Below are 20,781 nucleotides of genomic sequence, written 5' to 3' on the forward strand. Positions count from 1 at the left end.
TGAATCACTCCTTTATCCACGTATATGAATCGGTCCATATTGGCTCTTTTGCTCAAAGATCAATTCTTGCTTTCTTACTAATTCAAGAATAGCTAAAAAACAGGCAATCATCTCAGGCCGAGTTTCTTTATCCATCAAATCTCTTAAAGTTAAGCTTTGACCTTGCACTAATTGGCGAAACTTTTGACGAATCGCATTGATTTTATCGGATACTGATACTTGATCATACTTAATCTCTTTAGCAGGAAGCTGTTGATCCAACTGCCTTTGTAAAAGTCGTAACATAGCTTCTTGTAAGTCGCCTAATTCTAATTCTCCCTCTCCCAATGGAACAGAGAGCTGATACGCGGTTAAATCACTCCCAGCACGTGAAAAAGTGAGTGCCCGATTACTTTGACGCTGATCCAAATCGTCTGCTACCTCTTGAAATTGTTGATAAAGTAAAAGATGATCTACCAATGCTTTACGAGGATCTTCCTCCAATTCCATGTCTAAGGATTTATCTTCAATCGGAATCAATAAACGACTCTTTATTTCAATAAGAGTCGCTGCCATCACTAAGTAATCCGAAATTTGATCGAGATCAATAGCAGATGATTGATGAATGAATTCTAAATACTGGTCAGTAATTTCAGCAACCGGTATATCATAAATATCAATTTCCATTTTCTTGATCAAGTGTAAAAGCAAATCAAACGGCCCTTGGAAGGCCGTTAGATTAATCTCCATCTCATGGGATAGATGAGAATCTTGTTGAAAACCCGTCATCTAATCCTCCTCATTACTTGGCTCATTTTCCGCTTGATATCGTGCTGCAAAGCTAGCTACTTGATCCAATGTATGATATTGAATTGCTCCAGATATTTGAGCCTGTGGATACATCATTTTAAGACTTTTATACATCTGATAATCGATCGCTTCATCTTCAAAAGAAGGAATCACAGAAATTCGATTGATCAAAATGGTTTCTTGAACCTTACCATCTTCCTGATTAGCAAAACGATGTTCGGCCCCTAATAAGCCGACAAAATTATCCGTTTCAGGATCTTTATATAAATATAATTCAAAGTCTTCCGATTGACGATAGTTTTCCAGAATTTCTGAGGCTGTTAAATCTGTCTCCGTATTTTTAATATTTAGTGATAACAAGCCAAGAACGACTTTTTCATTTTTATTTGTTGAGCTTAATAACATTTAAGCTACCTCCATTTTGAACCTTTAATTTCTTTTGTGATCGTATCATGGTCTTAAAAAAATATCAAGAAAAACTCTTCAGAATCGCTATTTTAAGCTAAAAACGCTCGAATTAAAGCTTTAAATTGCGGTTTAACGACTTGCGAGATTGCCATGACTTCTTGATGATCCAAACTTTCCTGCATCCCAGCCGCATAATTAGTAATACAAGAGATACCTACAACTTCCATACCACAGTGTTTAGCCACAATGGCTTCAGGAACTGTAGACATTCCGACTGCATCTGCTCCTAAAAGCCTCAGTGCCCTGATTTCTGCGGGAGTCTCATAAGTGGGGCCCGTTAGCCAGGCATAGACCCCCTTTTGCAAGTGGAGCCCTAGCTGATCCGCCACTTTCATTAATTTTGATTGAGCCTTGATCGAATAGGTTTGACTCATATCGACAAAACGAGGCCCCTGATTATTATTTTGACCAATCAAAGGATTTTCACCAGTGAAATTCAAATGATCAGAAATGACCATCAAGTCACCGGGCTTAAATGAACCGTTAATACCTCCAGCAGCATTCGTTAAAAGAATAGTGTCCACACCCAACTCTTTAAACACTCTGATCGGATAAGTAACAATTGCTAAATCATAACCCTCATAATAGTGAAAACGTCCCTGCATGGCTAAAACTTTTTGGCCTGAAAGTCGACCATATACTAACTGCCCTTCATGGCCTGGAACAGTTGAGCTTGGAAATCCAGGAATTGATTCATATTTGATTTTAATGGGTGATTGGATTTCTTCAGCTAGATCACCCAGTCCTGATCCTAGGACCAAGGCTATTTTAGGATTTACAATACCGGCTTCTTTTAAAAATGTAATTGTCTCTTGATTCATAATATCTCCTATACTATTTGATTCATAAATGATTGCCCATTGTCTGGCAGTGCCACTTCAAAATTATCGGCAATACTAGCAGCAATGTCTGAATAATAAGATGCCTGTAATTCGCCAGCTTCGTTCAAAGATGGACTATAGACTAGCAAAGGTACATACTCTCTGGTATGGTCTGTTCCAGAATAGGTTGGATCATTCCCATGATCCGCTGTAATCATTAATAAGTCGTCCGAACGCATGGCCGACGTAATTTCACCCAAACGTCGATCAAAAGCTTCTAAAGCTTCACCATAACCAATCGGATCCCTACGGTGACCATATTTAGCATCGAAATCAACCAGATTAGTAAAGGAAAGGCCGGTAAAGTCCTGTTCCATCACTTGAAGCAATCGATCAACTCCATCCATATTGTCTTTGGTTCGAATCGCTTGAGTAATTCCCTGACCATTAAATATATCATTAATCTTGCCAACAGCAATCACTTGATAACCAGCTTCTTTTAAAGCATCAAGCGTTGTCTTACCAAAAGGATCTAAAGCATAATCATGCCGATTAGCTGTCCTTTGGTAATTACCCGCACTCCCCACAAAAGGTCTAGCAATAATACGACCGATCATATAGGGTTCTTGACTAGTAATTTCACGTACATAGGCGCATATCTTGTATAATTCTTCTAAGGGAATCACCTCTTCATGCGCCGCGATTTGTAAGACTGGGTCTGCTGAAGTATAAACGATTAAAGCACCGGTTTCTTCTTGTTCTGGGCCTAACTCTTCAATGATTTTTGTGCCTGAAGCGGGTCGATTACAAATCACCTTACGCCCTGAAAAATCCTCAATTTTGTTGATTAATTCCTGGGGGAAGCCATTTGGAAAAACTCGAAAAGGTGTATCAATCCGTAAACCCATAATTTCCCAGTGGCCGGTCATCGTATCCTTACCCGCTGATTGTTCCTGCAGCTTAGTCCAGTAAGCTTTTGATTTTTTTACAGGGCTTATTCCCCTTAAAGGCTCAATATTTCCTAAACCAAATTCTGCCATCCCTGGCAGGCTTAAATCCATGGATTCAGCAATATGCCCCAATGTATGGACATTCACATCTCCAAAAGCTTCTGCATCTGGCGCTTGACCGATACCTACAGAATCTAAAACAATTAGATGGATTCGTTTAAATGACATTAGTATTCTCCTTATCTTTCTAGGCTCGCGGAAAATGGTCGCGATAGACCTCCTGCAAGCGATGTTTACTGATATGTGTATAAATTTGGGTGGTTGAAATATTAGAATGTCCCAACAATTCCTGAACCATTCTCAAGTCAGCCCCATTTTCTAAAAGATGAGTCGCAAAAGAGTGACGCAACATGTGAGGAGAAACATCCATCGAAATCCCTGCTATTTGAACATATTTATTCAGATTTTTCCAAATACCTTGACGAGTAAAAGGGTTCCCTCTTTGATTCAAAAATACATGTTGAGTATGACGACTGGTTTTTTTAGCCCAAAATAGCGGACGCACATCTTGTAAATATTGATTCAACCAATAAGCGGCCTCTTCACCAATCGGTAGTAGCCGCTCCTTATTCCCCTTACCAATGGTTTGGATAAAGCCTAACTCAAGATGCAGATCCCTTAAAGACAAGTGAGTCAACTCAGAGACTCGTAATCCTGTTGCATACATTAACTCTAAAATAGCTCGATCTCTAAGACCTATATATTCTGAAGTATCAGGTGCTTGTAAAATTTTCTCTACCTGATCTAAACTTAAGCTAGCTGGTAAGTGTTTCTCCTTTTTTGGACCAAGCACTTTTTGCATAGGATTCAATGTGATAATTTGTTCTTTCAATAAATAATGAAAAAACTGTCTTAAAGAAGACAACATGCGTGATGTGCTTGAAGTTGCATAATTCTTTTGATGCAAATCATTCAAATAAGACTGGACAAAAGCATAATCCACTTGCTCCCACTGATCGATACTCGATTTATCACAATAATCAAAAAAAATTGTCAAATCTCTCAAATAGGCCTGGATTGTATTATCCGACTTATCCTGGTCGATCTTTAAGTAATGGGCAAAGTCTTCAAGATAGTCTTTAAAAAAATTATTCACCCGCTTCGTCCCCAATCGAATCGGTTAATAAATAAATACCTTCTCCTTTAACTTGACGTATTTTATTAGCCTTTAACAATGCGCCTACTGCTCGCTTAAATTGTCCTTTTGAAATAGCCAGATAAGCTTTAATCACCTCTGGATCCGACTTATCATGTAGGGGAAGAAAACCTTCAGAATCTTTTTCTAACAATCTTAATAAAAGCTTAGCGTCATCATCAATCGCTTCATAGGCCCTTGGTTTTAAAGAAACATTCAAACTACCATCTCGGTGAACATGAGTGACACGACCTTTAGCACACTCACCTAAATGTGGCTCTAAAATCCATTCAGACTCATGAACAAAAGCTCGGTAACCTTCTTTAGTGATACATTGAGCTCCAGCTAATTTTAATTGAACAATTCGTACTTCAACATCTTGATTCATTAAACGTTTGGGAGCTTTGTTAAACAGTGCTTGCATTTGCTCAATCGTCGCTAATTTACCCCAGAGTCGCTGCTTTTTATCGCATTCGAAAGTCACATAGACCTGCTCATCAACTTTGGGCCATTGTCTTCGATTATCCGGCAAATCATCCAAAGAAATCACAACATCTTTATTGACTAGACCAACGTCCACAAAGACTCCTAATTCCCGACGAATCTGTTTAACCTTAGCCCATCCAAAAATACCTGGGCGTATATCCGGTAGATCAACCTGTATCATCAAGCGACGATCCATATCTTCATAAATCATCCCCTCGACCAGACTACCTTTTTCAAGATTTTCACCTTCAACTTGTGATTTTTCTAAAGCAAAGCTTTGGCCTTCTGCTTGTACAAAGTAATAATCCTTATTTTGATCATATATTTTTCCTTCTATGATTTGTCCATATTCTAACATGGCATCACCTAATTTCTTTCATTCTGGCTCTATTTTAGCACAAGCGAGATCGTTACGCTCAGAAAATGTGCCGCTCATCAAAAAAAGAAGGCGGTAATCGCCTTCTTCTACAAAATCATATTTTTAAAATGATGAACTTGCACCTCGGTAAACATATCCTCGACGTGCATCAACAGTAATCAACTCGTGCGGTTGAATCGAGTCAATAGCTCCCTTTGCGGCTACAATCACTGGGATTCCTCTTTCTAAACCAATAAGAGCTGCATGAGAGGTAATTCCCCCTTCTTCACAAACAATAGCACCAACTTGCTGGATAGCCGCATTAAAGCGCTTGTCAGTTTGGCTAGTAATTAATACACTGCCTGGATTCGCCTCTAAATTAGCTTGAATTGGATCCTGAGTGATTAGAGCCTTACCAATAAATTGACCATTACCTACACCCTGGCCTTCTACCAAGCGAGTACCTATCAATTGAATTTTCATAATATTTGTGGTGCCCGCTTCACCCACCGGAACTCCCGCTGTAATTAGAATCAATTCACCTTCTTGAGCAAATTCTTCCTTAACCGCTAAGGCCGCTGCATTATCTAACATCTCATCGGTCGATTCAGGCTTTGCAATTACAAAAGGTTGAACGCCCCACACCAAGGTCAAGCGTCGTTGAGTTTTTTCATCAAAGGTTGCGGCTAAGACATTGGCACTTGGCCGATACTTTGCAATCATACGTGCAGTATGCCCCGATGAGGTTGCAGCAACAATTGTATGAATTGCTAAGTTTTTAGCCGTATGGCCCACCGCCTGCCCGATCGCTTCAGTTAAATCTGACTTATCGAAAGACTTAAGCGTAAAAGCATCACGTCCATGCCAATGATTTTCAGTCTGAATCGCGATCGATGCCATAGTCCGAACTGCTTCTAAAGGATAATCTCCAGCTGCTGTTTCACCGGAAAGCATAACCGCATCTGTTCCATCTAAGATGGCATTGGCAACATCACCTGCTTCAGCTCTTGTGGGACGAGGATTTCTCTGCATGGAATCAAGCATTTGTGTTGCTGTAACAACGGGTTTTCCCGCACGATTACATTTTCTAATAATACTCTTTTGGATAAGTGGAACATTCTCGGTCGGTACTTCAACCCCTAAATCTCCCCGTGCTACCATAACTCCATCTGCAACATCAATAATTTCTTCGATATTATTGACACCTTCTTGATTTTCAATTTTTGCAATGACTTGAACATCTGGGTAGCCTATTTCTTCAAGATATGCCTTGATCTCAAGAACATCTGCCGGTCTTCTAACAAAAGAGGCTGCAATAAAGTCAATCCCTTGTTGACAACCGAATCGAATATCGGACTGATCTTTCTCCGTCATCGCTGGAAGATTAAGCGCAACATTAGGAACGTTAACGCCTTTTTTATTCTTCAAAAATCCGGAGTTAAGAATTGTGGCAATAATCTCTTGATTTTCATGATCAATCGATTGAACCAATAAATCGATTAAGCCATCATCTAAAAGAATATGATCGCCAACTTTCACATCCTCAATTAATCCAGGATAAGAAACGGAGAACTTTTCTACACTCCCCAACACTTCTTGCATCCCTATTCGAACAGTATGTCCTTTTTCTAGGAAGATCGCATCATTTGTCATTTGATGTGTGCGAATTTCTGGGCCTTTAGTATCCAACAACATTGCTGCAACAATTCCAGATTCTTGACGAGCTGCCTTGAAATTATTAAAGCGAAACAAGTGCTCTTCATGGTCTCCATGAGAAAAATTAAATCGTCCTACATTCATGCCAGCTTGCATCAAAGATATCATCATCTCTTTATCTTCACTGGCTGGTCCAATTGTACAAATAATCTTAGTTTTCTTCATCGCCTAGTAAGCCCCTTTCGCTTAGTACCGATCTGTTAAGGCCTGGTTCAATTCAAACAAATCATCTCTAACCTTGTGCTTGCTGCTGGCCAAAGTATCAATCATATCAAAAACCGCCAATTCTTCACCAATAATCCCTACATAAATGCCGGATTGGCCATGTAAAATAAGGTCTACTGATTTTGCTCCCATCAAGGTCGCAAAAACTCGGTCTCGTCCTGTAGGACTACCCCCTCTTTGAATATGTGATAAATTAACGCCTCTTACATCCTGTTCTGGAGCTTCTTCAGAATAGGCTGCCACAAAATCTTCGACTCCCATAACTCCTTCAGCCAAAATAATTAAGCCGTGATCTTTACCGTGTTTTCGGGAAGTTCGAACCCGCCGAGCAATATCTCCCATAAAATATTCTTCTTCTGGAATAATAATGGCATCTGCTCCTACAGCAACCCCTGCCCATATCGCAATATCCCCCGCATTATGACCCATTACCTCAACTACAAAGGTCCGATTATGCGAAGCTGCTGTATCAGAAATCATATCAATGGCTGTGGTAGCTGCTGAAAAGGCCGAATCAAAACCTATCGTATACTCTGTACCAGGTATGTCATTGTCTATCGTTGCTGGAATACCTACTGCAGGAAAGCCTAACTTTGTCAATGCTAAGGCTCCTCTAAAAGTTCCGTCTCCTCCTATAGCAATTAAGCCTTCAATACCATTTTCTTCCATCACCTGTACGGCTTTTTCTTGGACAGATAATTGACTAAACTCAGGGAAACGAGCTGAATATAAAATGGTTCCTCCACGTCGAATCGCTTGCGAGACACTATTAATTCCTAGTGGCCTAAAATTTCCCTCTACTAATCCTTTATATCCTTGTTGAACACCTATAACTTCAATATTATGATGGAGCCCTTCTTCGACGACTGCTCGAATGGCAGCGTTCATACCAGGGGCGTCCCCCCCACTTGTTAAAACTGCTAACCGCCTCATATTTTTCACCTCTTGCTATGTTCCATCTAATGTCTATGATTTTATCATGGATTGTCCATAAAAACTGCTTAATTCTAAATTCGAATATTACCGGTAGGCAATATTTTCCTTACCAAAGGCTTGCTCTAAAGCGCGCTGAATTCGGCTGGCTGCTGATAAATTGTAATGTTCATCTAACTGCCAAGATTTTTTCTGTGAATCAACAATAATTACTTTTAAAGGACCTGGATTTTGTAAACAGAGTTGCTTCAACCAATCCAATTTAAGTGCCATTACCTCTTTTTCCAAACGAATAAAAACTGTCTGGTATTTATTAGTAGGAGCTTTTGGGGCAATCTGATCTGTCAAGCGCTCAATCGATTGAACAATTATCTGCTTCTGACCATTCAGATCTTGATCTATCCTACCCTTAAAACATAGAATTTTCCCCTCTTGTAGGAAAGTTTGAATCCTTTGAAAGACATTAGGAAAGACCACTAACTTTGCTTCCGCTTGTGGGTCACTCACGGTCAAAAAAGCCATTTCTTCTTGCCGTTTGGTCGTTTTCTTTCTAATTTCTTCTACAAAAGCAATGAAAGTAACAGTGCTTCTTACTCTTTTAGCACTTATTTGCTCCAACAGGGTATATTGTGAGCTCGATTCAATACTTGTCATCATGGATGACATGGGATGGTCCATCCATTGATTACCTAATACAGCACGTTGTCGTGCTAATCGTTCTTTTTCAGTCCAGTCTTCAACCAATTCAACTTTAGGTTCCATCTCTTTGAATAAAGAGATTTGATTATTACTAAACTTAAAATATTGAATAAAGGCCGGAAGATTATGGGTTAAGGAGGCCCGATTATAACCTAAACAATCCAAAGCTCCCGCATCAATTAAAGGCTGGATTGTTTTTTCATTCAAATAAGCTGCATCAAGTCGACTCAAAAAGTCAAAATAATTTTGGTATTTGCCAACTAATTCTCTCTCTTGAATAATTGAACGACAAACTTCAGCCCGCATTCCTTTAATAGCCATCAATCCCAATCGCAAACTGCCTTGATCGATGGATAGGTCTACCTTAGAAAGATTGATATCCAATGGTAATAAGCGTCCTAAAACTCTTTTTGCCACCGGTAAATAGGCCAAATCTCCTTGACTAGAATGTGTTCCTTGGTTCAGGAGACATACGTAAAAAGCTGCAGGATAATGAGCCTTTAAATAAGCCAGCTGGAATGCTAGGGTCGAATAAACAACAGCATGAGATCGATTAAAACCATAATTAGCAAACTGATAAATATATTGAAAAATTTGTTCCGCAGTTTGCTGTTGAATCCCACGTTCCAAAGCTCCTTCAATAAATCGAGTCTTTTCTTGATCCATAATAGAAATTTGCTTTTTACCCATTGCACGCCTCAATAAATCGGCCTGTCCTAGTGTAAAGCCAGCTAATTGACGGCAAATCTGCATCACCTGTTCCTGGTAAACAATAATACCATAGGTTTTTTCTAAAATTGGTTTTAGTAGTGGATGCAAATAATCAATCGTCTCTTTACCGTGTTTTCTAGCAATAAAATGTTGGATTTGCTGCATGGGTCCTGGACGATACAAGGCATTTACGGCGATAATATCTTCCAATGATTCTGGATATAACCGCCGTAGTACTTGGCGAATCCCAGAGGACTCAAATTGAAAAACCCCTGCTGTATCCGCCTTTTGAAAAAGTGCTAAGGTCGCTTTATCTGATAAATCAATTTGACGAATATCAATCTCCTTCTGATATTCTCGTCGAATCGTCAGCAAAATATCATCCAACAATTGTAAGTTTCGCAATCCGAGAAAATCCATCTTCAATAAGCCAAGCTCTTCTACTTCTTCCATAGCAAATTGAGTTAACTGTAGTTCGCCTTGACGGTCAAGCACCGGAATCAGTTGGGATAAATCTTGATCACAAATCACAATTCCAGAGGCATGAATCGATGTATGACGAGGTAGACCTTCAATGGCTAAAGCAAGGTCAAACAAAGCTTGATTTTCTTTTGACTGATGAACGATACGCCTTAAAGTATCTGACAGCTTAAAGGCCTCTTGTATTTTAATGGAAGGCTTAGATGGGATTGCTTTGGACCAAAGGGATTGTTCATTTTTAGACTTACCTAAGACCCTCAAACAATCTCGAATCGCCTGTTTAGCACCGAAGGTCCCGAAGGTAATTAATTTTGCTACATTCTTATGACCATAGTGTTTTTCGATAAAGTTAAAGACCTGATATCGTTTATCATCCGGAATATCGATATCAATATCTGGCATATTATAACGTTCAGGATTCAAAAACCGTTCAAATAATAATCCATATTCAATGGGATCCACTTGTGTGATATCTAAAAGATAGGCAATAAGAGAACCTGCTGCCGAACCTCGGCCCGGACCTGTACGAATCTTTGCATAACGGCAAAAGCCAATAATTTCCCAGACAATCAGAAAATAATCCACAAATCCCATCTGTTGAATAATCGCTAATTCATGATTCATTCGATCTAGATAAATTTGATTGTCCAGTTTATCAATCCGTTGAAGACCTTGAAGTGCCTGATCCTTTAAATAGTCAAAACTTGTCACTCCCTCTGGAGGACTAAAGCGTGGCAGTAATGTTTGATGCATTTTTAATTGAAGATCGATACTCTTGGCCAAGTTAACCGCATTATCAACAGCCTCTTCTAATCCTTTTTCTTGGTATAAACGGACCAAATCATCACGATGATAAAGATAATGCGCTCCACGGTAAGCAAATACGGACTCATCCAGTGTTTCATTCGCATCAATGGCTTGTAAAAATTTCAAAGCAACCGCATCTTCGGGAACTAATGTTTCTATTAATTGACTGACAATTAATCCTATTCCTTGATTTTTAGCAAAATGTTGCAAAACTTTTACTTCAAGTTCATTGTAGGGATAAATTGAGATACCCAAAAATAGCCGGTTTTTAGAAAGATTATCCTGCCAAAGATCGACCCATTGACACGCTTCTTGTTCACGATCATGGCTAATTAAATAATCTAACTCCCCTTCTTTTGCAGGCGTAATTAAGACCAAGGAATTCAGAGCTGCCGCAATAATTCGTCGGATCTCTGTGTGATTAACTGGTGATTGATTCACTGCTTTTGAAAGAGCTATTAAACTTAAATAGCCGGAATAATCTCGAGCATAAACTAAGAGAGAGAAGTTTTTACCAGACTCAATAAAGCCAGGTATCTTTAAAGTAATCCCAATCAAGGCTTTTACTTGTTCTTTTTGACAAGCCTTATAAAATTGTAATGCTCCATATAGTACATTCACATCGGCCAAACCAATCGCTTGATAACCCAGACGTTTTGCCTCTTTAACATAGCTTTCAACATCTAAGGTTGATTGTAACAAGGAATACGCACTCCGACTGTTAAAAAGCACATAATCCCTCCTTTAGTCTTATAAAATAAGCATCGCATCCCCAAATGAGAAGAAACGATAATGTTCTTCAACAGCATGTTGATAAGCTTTTAAAATAGATTCTCTATCATAGAAAGCAGAAACCAACATAACTAAGGTTGACTGTGGTAAGTGGAAATTGGTAATTAAATGATCCACTACTTGAAATTTAAAGCCAGGTGTAATAAAAATATCCGTCCAACCCGAAGCTGCTACAATGTTCCCTTGATGGTTCTTCGCAACGGTCTCAAGTGTCCGAACACTCGTCGTTCCAACCGCTATAATTTTACCCCCATTATCCTTAACCTTTTGAATCCGATCAGCTGCCTCTGGGCTTACTCGGTAAAACTCTGAATGCATATGGTGGTCTGCAATATTATCAACAGATACAGGTCTAAACGTACCTAAACCAACATGTAATAAGATTGGAATTATCTCAATCCCCTTTTGTCTAGCTTGATCGAATAATTCCTGAGTAAAGTGTAGTCCAGCTGTCGGGGCTGCTGCTGATCCATTTTCTTTGGCATAGACTGTTTGATAACGATCCGGATCCTCTAGTTTTTCCTTGATATAAGGTGGCAAAGGCATTTCACCCAACTGCTCTAATATCTCTAAGAAAACCCCTTGATAGCTAAACTCAATGATTCTTCCGCCATGTTCTAAGTCTTCCAGAATTTCAGCAGTTAGTAAATTCTCATCGCCAAATACTAAGCGTGTTCCTTTATGGGCACGCTTGCCCGGCTTAACTAAACACTCCCAACGATTTCCCTCAATATTGTTCAAGAGTAATACTTCAATATGTCCGCCTGTATCTGCCTTAATACCAAACAATCGAGCTGGAATAACCCGCGTTTCATTAATAACTAAAGCATCACCAGGTTCTAGAAAATCGAGTAAATGTTTAAAATCTGTATCCTGTATCTCATTAGTTTGACGATCTAAAACCAATAATCTTGAAGAAGAACGATCTTTCAAAGGGGTTTGAGCAATTAATTCTTCTGGTAAGTCATAGTCAAAATCTTTTGTCGTATATGTCATATTATTCTTCTTTCTATTCGTTCAATAAGGGATACCCTAAGTGTTGGTACGCAAGTCTCGTTGCTTGTCTTCCCCGAGGTGTTCGCTGAATGAAGCCTTGTTGGACCAAATAAGGTTCATACATATCTTCGATGGTGACCAAATCTTCTCCCATATTCACAGCTAAAGTCCCAATCCCAACAGGACCTCCTTGATACATCTCAATCAAAGTCTTCAACAAGCGCCGATCGAGGTCATCAAGACCAAATTGATCGATTCCAAGTACTCCTAGTGCCTGTTTAGTATGCTCAAGTGCAATATCTCCATCATTTAATACCTGGGCAAAATCACGAACCCGTCTTAAAATACGATTAGCAATTCTTGGTGTCCCCCGACTCCTACAGGCAATCTCTTTTGCCGCTTGGTCATCAATCCCTACATCAAATACTTGAGCAGACCGATGAACAATTTGATCAAGTTCTTCCACAGTATAATACTGCATATGAGCCATAATTCCAAAACGATCTCGTAGGGGGCGAGATAGCATACCGGCACGTGTCGTTGCCCCAATCAAGGTAAATGGCGGTAATTCAAAATGGATGGGTTGGCTACTTGTCCCTTGACCTATTACTATATCTACATAATAATCTTCCATCGCTGAATATAGTACCTCTTCCACGATGCTAGGTAATCGGTGAATTTCATCAATGAAAAGAATATCTCCAGCATTTAACTCATTGACAATCGCCAACAGATCTCCAGGACGTTCAATGGCCGGACCCGAAGTTGTTTGAATTGCCACCCCCAATTCATTGGCAATAACCATAGCTAAGGTAGTTTTTCCTAAGCCAGGTGGTCCGTAGAGTAAACAATGATCCAAGGCTTCCTCTCGTTCTAGAGCAGCTTGGATATATATCTTTAATTCCGATTTTATCTTTTTTTGACCTAAATACTCGTCTAAGGAATGAGGTCGCAGGGATGTAACTATGTCAACATCCTCTTCAAGACGTTCATTCGTTATAAAGCGTTCTTCCTGCAAATAAAATACCTCCTTCTCTAAGACCTTGTTTATTTAATTAATAATTTAAAGGCAAAGCTTAGCCCAGCTTGACTATTTTCAAATTTCTCCTTTTTCAATTGCGGTAAAATTCGATCAATCTCTTTAACACGATACCCCAATCCTAGCAAAGCCTGCTTCACTTCCTCTATGATGGCATCCGTATCATGAGTTGGTTTTGTATTTTCAGTTTGATCCAAGGATAGCTTACCTTGCAAGTCAAGTATCATTTGTTGAGCTGTTTTCTTACCTACACCAGGAAACTTCATCAAATACTTAGCATCCGCTTGATCAATCGCATTGACCAAACCTTGGTGGTCATCTAGAGCCAAGATTGATAAGGCGCTCTTAGGTCCAATTCCCGATACCTTATTCAACATCAGAAATAGATCCTTTTCAGCTTGATCCTTAAAGCCATATAACATCATACTATCCTCACGCACCACTAATTCCAAGAAGACTTTGATCGATTGCTTAAGCGACTCTTGCCAGCGAAAGGGGTTTGCACAGAATATTTGATAGCCAATTCCTCCCACTTCGACCACTAAGAAAGTCGCATGTATCTGAGTGAGTTCTCCACAAATATATTGATACATTATTTTACCACCGACTTATATTCGCCATAACCAGCTTGGTCCATTTCTTCATAGGGAATAAATTTTAATGCAGCGGAATTAATGCAATAGCGTAATCCTCCACCTTCTTTAGGTCCATCGGGAAAAACATGACCTAAATGTGATTCTGCATCTCTTGATCGAACTTCAGTGCGCGGAACAAACAATTTATAATCTGCATGTTCTGTTAAAGCATCCGAACTAATCGGACGGCTAAATGATGGCCAACCACAGCCAGCATCAAATTTTTCTGATGATGAAAATAAAGGCTGCCCTGAAACAATATCAACATAAATCCCTTTTTGATAAAACTGATCATACTGTCCCGTAAAGGCTCTTTCAGTTCCCCCTTCTTGAGTCACATGATAAGCCTGTGGGTCTAAATTTGCAATTTTTTCTTGATAATCTGCTTTAGTCATACTCTCTACCTCCTTGATGGCTATCCATAATTCGCTTAAATAATTTTTCAATCGTTTGTTGATTAAATTCAACAAATACCGGTCTACCATGTGGACAATGATAAGGATCTTTCAAATACTGCATTTCCTTAATCAGTGTCTCGGCTTCTTGATTTGATAAATGATGATTAGCCTTAATCGCCCCTCGACAGGATTGCATAATCAATGATGCTTCTTTGAGATCTCTTGGTGATAGATCCGGCTGACTAGCTAACTGTTCAATAATCTCCGGAATGAGTGTCTCTAGCTCATCAGCCTCAAGCCAAATAGGATAATATTCTAATTGATAACTTCGCAAACCAAAGGGTTCCAGTTCTAATCCCATGGCACGAAGCTTAGATTCGTTCTCAAGAAATAAGGCATCCAAATTCGGATCAAACTGAAACACCATGGGTATCAATAGACTTTGGTGCTGGTTTGGATCAATTTCTTGACTCATAAACATTTCATAGCGAATCCGTTCCTGGGCCGCATGTTGATCGATCAAATAGAAGCCTCGCTCAGATTCCGCAATTAAATAACTACCATGAATCTGGCCAACATACCTTAATTGATTGAAGTCAATCCCAGCACGGTCATGACCACCGACTGATGTTATTTTATTTTCTCGGTTTGATTGATCAAAAGCATTCTCTTCAATTTTTTCGAATTTCTGAAAGTCATTGATTGAAGCATTTCTTTCCTTATCCATCAAATTTGTATCTTCGTTGACATAGTCCTTAGCCCTTTCAAAATTCGAAGCAAGCGAAGAAAACGAGTTAGTAGGGTCAACGGATTTTTCCTTAGCTAGACTTTCATCCAGCGTCATGGTCTTGTGGGTTATTCTCTTAGAATTAGCTGCTCTGAATAAGCTATCAGCCGCTTCCGGAACAGTTCGAGTATGGTTCAGACGCTCTTGACAAACCTGCGTTAATAAATGACAGAGTTCATCTTCCTTAGAAAGTCGAATCGTTTGTTTTCTTGGATGAACATTGACATCCACTAATTGAGGATCTAACCGGATTTGAATCATTGCTAACGGAAAGCGACCAATCATTAATTGCTTGCCATAGGCTTTCAAAAGAACATTGGTCAAAAGAGAGCTTTTTACAGGGCGTCCATTCACCATCCAGTGGATCGCTGATCGGCTGGCACGAGTCAATTGTGGGGGTGAAATATACCCTTCTAATGAAAAATCTTTATCTTTTGCTGAAATTTTTAGCATCTGACGAGCAATCGAAGGTTGATAAACATTGGCAATAGCTTGTAAAAAATCACCCTTGCCATTCGTACTAATTATATTTTGTCCATCATTGCTTAATTTGAAGGAAATACCTGGATAAGCTAAAGCTAAATCTTGAATAATATTTAAACTATGTCTCAATTCTGTTTTAAGAGACGCCAAGTGCTTCAATCGAGCGGGAGTGTTATAAAATAAGTCCTTTACCTCAACGATACATCCTTTTATGGGAGGACAAACACCTTGATCGATTAAGTTAGAATCTTCCAAATAAACATAATAGCCTTGATGAGTATCTGCTTGATTCAATCCTGAAGCTATTCGTAGACGTGCTACTGAAGATATCGAAGCCAAGGCCTCTCCCCTAAAACCTAAAGAATGAATATGAAATAAATCATGAACATTAAATATTTTAGAGGTAGCATGAGGCAAACAGGCCATTAATAAATCAGCTTGATCCATACCTGAACCATTATCAGTAACTTGGATCGATTGAATACCTGATTGGATAAGTTGAATATCAATTTGGTCAGCCCCGGCATCAATCGAATTTTCTACCAACTCTTTTACCACGGAGGATGGGCGTTCAACGACTTCACCAGCCGCAATTTGATTGGCTAAGGCGGTAGTCATTTGTTTTATTTTGGCCATGAATTACTCCTCCTTTTTGACTTGATTAAGTTGATTTTTCCATTGGGCTAATCGATTTAATGCTTCTAAAGGTGTTAATTGATTAAGATCTAACTTCTCAAGCGATGACTCTAACCATGTTGATTGGATTTTCTCAGCTGGTTGAGCTCTTCTGATGACACTATCTTCATTATTTTTAGCATTTTTTGACCAAAGATAATGCGCTTTTTCTTCTAATTCATCTAACACTTCTTGACTATGGTCTAATAATTCATCCGGCATACCAGCAAGTCTCGCTACATGAATCCCGTAGGACTTATCTGCTGGCCCTTTTAGAATCTTATAAAGAAACACTAAATTTCCATGTTCCTCAACTGCTCCAACATGAATATTAACTAAAGGCGTGAGCTGATCTTCCAAATCCACTAACTCATGATAGTGAGTTGAAAAAATTGTCATTGCTTCAACCTTTTGACAGATATAGTAAAGAATCGCTTGAGCTAGAGCAATGCCATCAAAAGTAGCCGTACCACGACCAATCTCATCAAACAAAATCAAAGACCGATTAGTGGCATTGGCCAAGGCATAGTTTGTCTCAATCATTTCAACCATAAAGGTTGATTGACCAGCAGATAGGTCATCTGAAGACCCAATTCTTGTAAATATTTGATCAACAAGCGGTAAACTAGCTTTCTTTGCTGGAACAAAACAACCAATTTGATTCATAATGACTGCATAAGCCACTTGGCGCATATAGGTTGATTTACCAGACATATTAGGCCCGGTCAATAATAGAACAAATTGGTCTGGCGTTAGTGATAAATCATTGGCCACAAATGATTCTGAACCGATTAACTGTTCCAAAACTGGGTGTCTAGATTCCACTAATTGAACATCTTTCGGACAATCACTGATTTCAGCTTGAACATAGTGATTGGATTCACTTAAGCTGGCAAAACCTGCTAATACATCCAAACTCGCCAAATTCTTTGCCAATTCCTGAAGAGCTTCCTTATATTGATTGATTTTTTCACGAAGATCAATAAATAGCGCATATTCTAATTGAACCGCCTTTTCTTGGGCTTGTAGAATTCGTTCTTCCATAGACTTCAATTCTTCCGTGATAAATCGTTCAGAATTTGCTAAGGTTTGTTTTCGAATATACCTTTCATCATCAAGTTGGCCTGCTTGAAGACGAGATATCTCTATATAGTAACCAAAGACTTTATTGTAGCCAACTTTTAAAGTCTTTAGGCCAGTATGCTGTCTTTCTCTTTCCTGTAGGTCTAATAACCATTCTTGCCCATGCTCAAGTGCCTGGTGATAGTCATCTAACTCTTCATCATAGCCTGTGCGGATAAACCCTCCTTCAGTAATAGAAATTGGTGGATCATCAACCAAAGCTTGATCTAATAAGATTCTTAACGATGTAAAATCATTGAGTAAAACAAAGGGTTCTCTTCCATTTTGTTGGATATCTTGGTTAATTGACTCCAACGCTTTATTAATCGCCGGCAAAGCCGCTAAGCTTCTTTTTAATTGGGTCATCTCTCGCGCATTGACTGATTGCATAGAGATTTTTGTAACCAATCTCTCTAGATCATAGACTTTTTTTAAATGTTCTTGGATATCTAGGCGGGCAAAATAGTGGTCCATTAAGGCTGCTACCTTCAGATGACGGTCCATTAAGGGTTGCTTGAATAATAAGGGTTTATCTAACCACTGATGAAGTAAACGCCCCCCCATAGCGGTTTGAGTCTGATCCAGTAACCATAATAGTGAACCTTTTTTCTTTTGAGTTCGTAATGACTCTGTTAATTCTAATTGACTTTTTGTATAGGGGTTCATCTGCAGATACTGACTTAATTCATAAGCTTGAACTTTCTGCATATGATCTAAACTTTGTTTAGCAGTAGCATAAAGATAAGCTGATAAATAATCTAGCACTTTACTTTGATCTTCAGTTTCCACTCCCTGATCAGATTCCATTTTTAAAACTGAAGGCGAATTTTCATCAGATTTATGGAAAGCGGAAGGATATGCTTTGGTCTTGCTTTTCAATTCATTAAAAGCTTGCTCATCTAGCCCATTATAGTCTTCTGGATCGTAAACCCATTCGGAAGGATCAATTGTTTGAAATTCACTAATGCATTGAGTCCAATCCTTCGTCGATGTTATCCGACTTTCCCCAGTTGAAAGATCGCAATAGGCCAAATAATAAGTAGACTGACGATTAAATAAAGTGATTAAATAGTTATTTTCTTTCTGACTGACTGCATTCTCAACTAAGATCGTTCCTGGTGTAATAACTTTAACCACATCACGTTTAACCATTCCCTTGGTCGAACGTGGATCTTCAAGTTGCTCACAAATCGCAACCTTATATCCTTCCTTAACCAATCGTCGTATGTAATCCGTTGCAGAATGAAAAGGAACCCCACACATAGGAATGGGATCGTCAGCTTTTTTATTTCTAGAGGTCAGCGTAATCTCTAGAATACGAGAAGCTAGCAAAGCATCGTCGTAGAACATCTCATAAAAATCCCCTAATCGGAAAAAGAGAATGGTATCAGGATATTGATTTTTAATTGAAAAATATTGTTGCATCATAGGCGTTTCTTTTGATTTCGTCATTTAACCACTCTCATTTCTAAATCATCTGTTCTATGATCTTCGTATATATGTATTCCCTAATATATCTATTATATAAGATTTTTTCCTTAAGAGCTAATTTTCACTCAATATCTATTCATAAGAAAAAGAGGTTGCATAGCAACCTCTTTTGATTATTTAGCATACTCTACGGCTCTAGTTTCGCGTATAACCGTTACTTTAATCTTACCTGGATATTTCATTTCATTTTCGATTCGTGTTTTAACTTCTCGAGCAAGAACAACTGCTTTAGCATCAGAAATTTGATTTGGTTCCACCATCACTCGAACTTCACGTCCTGCTTGAATCGCAAAGGCCTTCACAACGCCTTGACTATCTGTTGCAATTTCTTCGAGTTGTTGTAATCGTCGAATATAGTTTTCATAGGACTCGCTCCGGGCTCCCGGTCTAGCAGCTGATAAAGCATCAGCCACTGCTACTAACTCTGCGATTACAGATGTCGCTTGAGTATCTCCATGGTGAGAAGCAATTGTATTTACGACGACCTCTGGCTCCTTATATCGAATGGCAATTTCAGCACCTATCTCAACGTGCGAACCTTCAATTTCTTGATCTAAAGCTTTACCGATATCGTGCAATAGTCCGGCTCTCTTAGCTAAAACAACATCTTGATTTAACTCACCAGCCATCACACCAGCTAGCTTAGCTACTTCAATCGAATGTTTAAGCACATTTTGTCCGTAAGACGTCCGATAAGCTAAACGTCCAAGAACTTTAATAAGATCAGGATGAAGCGAATGAATTCCCACCTCAAAGACAGCATCTTCTCCTACTTGGCGAATTTTTTCATCCATCTCCTTACGAGCACGTTCTACCATCTCTTCAATTCTAGCTGGATGAATTCGACCATCTTGCATTAGTTTTTCCAATGCGATACCAGCAATTTCACGACGTATCGGATCGAAACCACTCAAAACGACCGTCTCAGGTGTATCATCCACAATCAAATCAATCCCTGTTAGACTTTCAAGTGTACGAATATTCCGACCTTCTCGTCCTATAATTCGCCCTTTCATATCGTCATTTGGTAGATGAACTACCGTAATAGAATTTTCGGTGACGATATCTGTTGCAGAACGCTGAATTGCTTGTAGAATAATACTTTGAGCATTACGATCAGCTTCATCTTTAGCTTTTTGATCAGCATCACGAACCATAATTGCTATTTCATTTGAAAGCTCAGCTTCTGTCTCATTTAATACAATCTGTTTTGCATCATCTCGAGACATTTGAGCTACTTTTTCTAATTCAGCTTTTTGCTTCAAAAGAGTCTCTTCAATTTCAACTTCTTTTTGAGCAATTGCTTCTTTTCTTTCTAAGTAGTCAGCTTCTTTATTTTCTAATAGGCTTTCTCGATTATCCAGATTATTACTCTTTTTATCCAAATTTTCTTCTTTTTGTATGAGACGATTTTCAAAACGCGTTGCTTCTTGACGGCGTTCTTTTAATTCCGTCTCGATCTCATTACGATATTTAATATTTTCTTCCTTCGCTTCAAATAAAGCTTCACGCTTTAAAATTTGAGCTTGATTAATAGCATCATTCACAATAGCATCTGCATTTTCTCGTGCACCTGCTATTCTTTTTTGATCAATAAATCGTTTTATCCAATATCCAATCGTAATTCCAATGATTAAGGTAAGGCTAGCGAAGGCGAAAGACATAAAATCCATGAGTATCACCTCCGTAATATTTAATTTTTCATGCTAATTGACTAAACATAAA

At 38.9% G+C, this 20,781-nt stretch carries 16 protein-coding genes; all 16 read right to left on the reverse strand.

Features of this window, described 5'->3' with window-relative positions; translation table 11 throughout:
- Window positions 1–12: 12 nt before the first annotated feature.
- Window positions 13–768 carry a segregation and condensation protein A gene (locus tag HMPREF2758_RS00225; RefSeq protein WP_070608423.1) on the reverse strand — a complete coding sequence of 252 codons (756 nt, stop codon included), beginning with the start codon at window positions 766–768 and terminating at the stop codon, window positions 13–15.
- Window positions 769–1,194: a hypothetical protein gene (locus HMPREF2758_RS00230; RefSeq protein ID WP_070608425.1), complete on the reverse strand. Its 426-nt coding sequence runs from the start codon at window positions 1,192–1,194 to the stop codon at window positions 769–771.
- A 92-nt stretch (window positions 1,195–1,286) separates the two neighbouring features.
- Entirely contained in the window at window positions 1,287–2,078 is a 792-nt protein-coding gene (locus tag HMPREF2758_RS00235) for a purine-nucleoside phosphorylase (protein WP_070608427.1), read from the reverse strand.
- A gap of 8 nt (window positions 2,079–2,086) precedes the next feature.
- Window positions 2,087–3,256, reverse strand: a complete 1,170-nt coding sequence (deoB, locus tag HMPREF2758_RS00240) for a phosphopentomutase (protein WP_070608430.1) — start codon at window positions 3,254–3,256, stop codon at window positions 2,087–2,089.
- A 19-nt stretch (window positions 3,257–3,275) separates the two neighbouring features.
- Complete coding sequence (gene xerD, locus HMPREF2758_RS00245) at window positions 3,276–4,184, reverse strand: site-specific tyrosine recombinase XerD (protein WP_070608432.1); 909 nt, start codon at window positions 4,182–4,184, stop codon at window positions 3,276–3,278.
- The gene (locus tag HMPREF2758_RS00250) at window positions 4,177–5,067 is read right to left on the reverse strand and encodes a CvfB family protein (RefSeq protein ID WP_070608434.1); all 891 of its coding nucleotides are present in this window, start codon (window positions 5,065–5,067) and stop codon (window positions 4,177–4,179) included. Before HMPREF2758_RS00250 ends, xerD begins: the two co-directional genes overlap by 8 nt.
- Before the next feature lie 123 nt (window positions 5,068–5,190).
- On the reverse strand, window positions 5,191–6,948 hold the full coding sequence (gene pyk / locus HMPREF2758_RS00255) for a pyruvate kinase (RefSeq protein WP_070608436.1): 1,758 nt from the start codon (window positions 6,946–6,948) through the stop codon (window positions 5,191–5,193).
- A 21-nt stretch (window positions 6,949–6,969) separates the two neighbouring features.
- Entirely contained in the window at window positions 6,970–7,941 is a 972-nt protein-coding gene (locus HMPREF2758_RS00260) for an ATP-dependent 6-phosphofructokinase (RefSeq protein ID WP_006907501.1), read from the reverse strand.
- 87 nt (window positions 7,942–8,028) lie between these two features.
- A complete protein-coding gene (locus tag HMPREF2758_RS00265; RefSeq protein WP_070608439.1) occupies window positions 8,029–11,370 on the reverse strand; it encodes a DNA polymerase III subunit alpha in 3,342 nt (1,113 codons plus the stop codon).
- Window positions 11,371–11,388: 18 nt separating this feature from the next.
- Window positions 11,389–12,426 (reverse strand): tRNA preQ1(34) S-adenosylmethionine ribosyltransferase-isomerase QueA, encoded by a 1,038-nt coding sequence (gene queA / locus HMPREF2758_RS00270; RefSeq protein WP_070608441.1) that lies wholly within the window; start codon window positions 12,424–12,426, stop codon window positions 11,389–11,391.
- Window positions 12,427–12,439: 13 nt separating this feature from the next.
- Window positions 12,440–13,444: a Holliday junction branch migration DNA helicase RuvB gene (gene ruvB / locus HMPREF2758_RS00275; protein ID WP_006907498.1), complete on the reverse strand. Its 1,005-nt coding sequence runs from the start codon at window positions 13,442–13,444 to the stop codon at window positions 12,440–12,442.
- A 29-nt stretch (window positions 13,445–13,473) separates the two neighbouring features.
- Complete coding sequence (ruvA, locus tag HMPREF2758_RS00280) at window positions 13,474–14,058, reverse strand: Holliday junction branch migration protein RuvA (RefSeq protein WP_006907497.1); 585 nt, start codon at window positions 14,056–14,058, stop codon at window positions 13,474–13,476.
- Window positions 14,058–14,495 carry a peptide-methionine (R)-S-oxide reductase MsrB gene (gene msrB, locus HMPREF2758_RS00285; protein ID WP_070608443.1) on the reverse strand — a complete coding sequence of 146 codons (438 nt, stop codon included), beginning with the start codon at window positions 14,493–14,495 and terminating at the stop codon, window positions 14,058–14,060. The genes ruvA and msrB overlap by 1 nt, the downstream gene beginning before the upstream one ends.
- Window positions 14,488–16,404, reverse strand: coding sequence for a DNA mismatch repair endonuclease MutL (mutL, locus tag HMPREF2758_RS00290; RefSeq protein ID WP_070608445.1), 1,917 nt, complete (start codon window positions 16,402–16,404; stop codon window positions 14,488–14,490). The genes msrB and mutL overlap by 8 nt, the downstream gene beginning before the upstream one ends.
- Before the next feature lie 3 nt (window positions 16,405–16,407).
- Window positions 16,408–19,017, reverse strand: coding sequence for a DNA mismatch repair protein MutS (gene mutS, locus HMPREF2758_RS00295; RefSeq protein WP_070608447.1), 2,610 nt, complete (start codon window positions 19,015–19,017; stop codon window positions 16,408–16,410).
- A gap of 152 nt (window positions 19,018–19,169) precedes the next feature.
- Complete coding sequence (gene rny / locus HMPREF2758_RS00300) at window positions 19,170–20,729, reverse strand: ribonuclease Y (protein ID WP_070608448.1); 1,560 nt, start codon at window positions 20,727–20,729, stop codon at window positions 19,170–19,172.
- Between the last annotated feature and the right edge of the window lie 52 nt (window positions 20,730–20,781).

This window comes from Facklamia sp. HMSC062C11, from assembly GCF_001810675.1.
GTDB classification, from domain to species: domain Bacteria; phylum Bacillota; class Bacilli; order Lactobacillales; family Aerococcaceae; genus Facklamia; species Facklamia hominis.

Excerpts from the sequence above, each read along its gene's own strand:
- pyk (WP_070608436.1), bottom strand. The coding sequence starts at position 6,948 with ATGAAGAAAACTAAGATTATTTGTACAATTGGACCAGCCAGTGAAGAT.
- HMPREF2758_RS00250 (WP_070608434.1), bottom strand. The coding sequence starts at position 5,067 with ATGTTAGAATATGGACAAATCATAGAAGGAAAAATATATGATCAAAAT.
- deoB (WP_070608430.1), bottom strand. The coding sequence starts at position 3,256 with ATGTCATTTAAACGAATCCATCTAATTGTTTTAGATTCTGTAGGTATC.
- HMPREF2758_RS00230 (WP_070608425.1), bottom strand. The coding sequence starts at position 1,194 with ATGTTATTAAGCTCAACAAATAAAAATGAAAAAGTCGTTCTTGGCTTG.
- rny (WP_070608448.1), bottom strand. The coding sequence starts at position 20,729 with ATGGATTTTATGTCTTTCGCCTTCGCTAGCCTTACCTTAATCATTGGA.
- queA (WP_070608441.1), bottom strand. The coding sequence starts at position 12,426 with ATGACATATACGACAAAAGATTTTGACTATGACTTACCAGAAGAATTA.
- ruvA (WP_006907497.1), bottom strand. The coding sequence starts at position 14,058 with ATGTATCAATATATTTGTGGAGAACTCACTCAGATACATGCGACTTTC.
- HMPREF2758_RS00235 (WP_070608427.1), bottom strand. The coding sequence starts at position 2,078 with ATGAATCAAGAGACAATTACATTTTTAAAAGAAGCCGGTATTGTAAAT.
- HMPREF2758_RS00225 (WP_070608423.1), bottom strand. The coding sequence starts at position 768 with ATGACGGGTTTTCAACAAGATTCTCATCTATCCCATGAGATGGAGATT.
- mutL (WP_070608445.1), bottom strand. The coding sequence starts at position 16,404 with ATGGCCAAAATAAAACAAATGACTACCGCCTTAGCCAATCAAATTGCG.
- HMPREF2758_RS00260 (WP_006907501.1), bottom strand. The coding sequence starts at position 7,941 with ATGAGGCGGTTAGCAGTTTTAACAAGTGGGGGGGACGCCCCTGGTATG.
- mutS (WP_070608447.1), bottom strand. The coding sequence starts at position 19,017 with ATGACGAAATCAAAAGAAACGCCTATGATGCAACAATATTTTTCAATT.
- msrB (WP_070608443.1), bottom strand. The coding sequence starts at position 14,495 with ATGACTAAAGCAGATTATCAAGAAAAAATTGCAAATTTAGACCCACAG.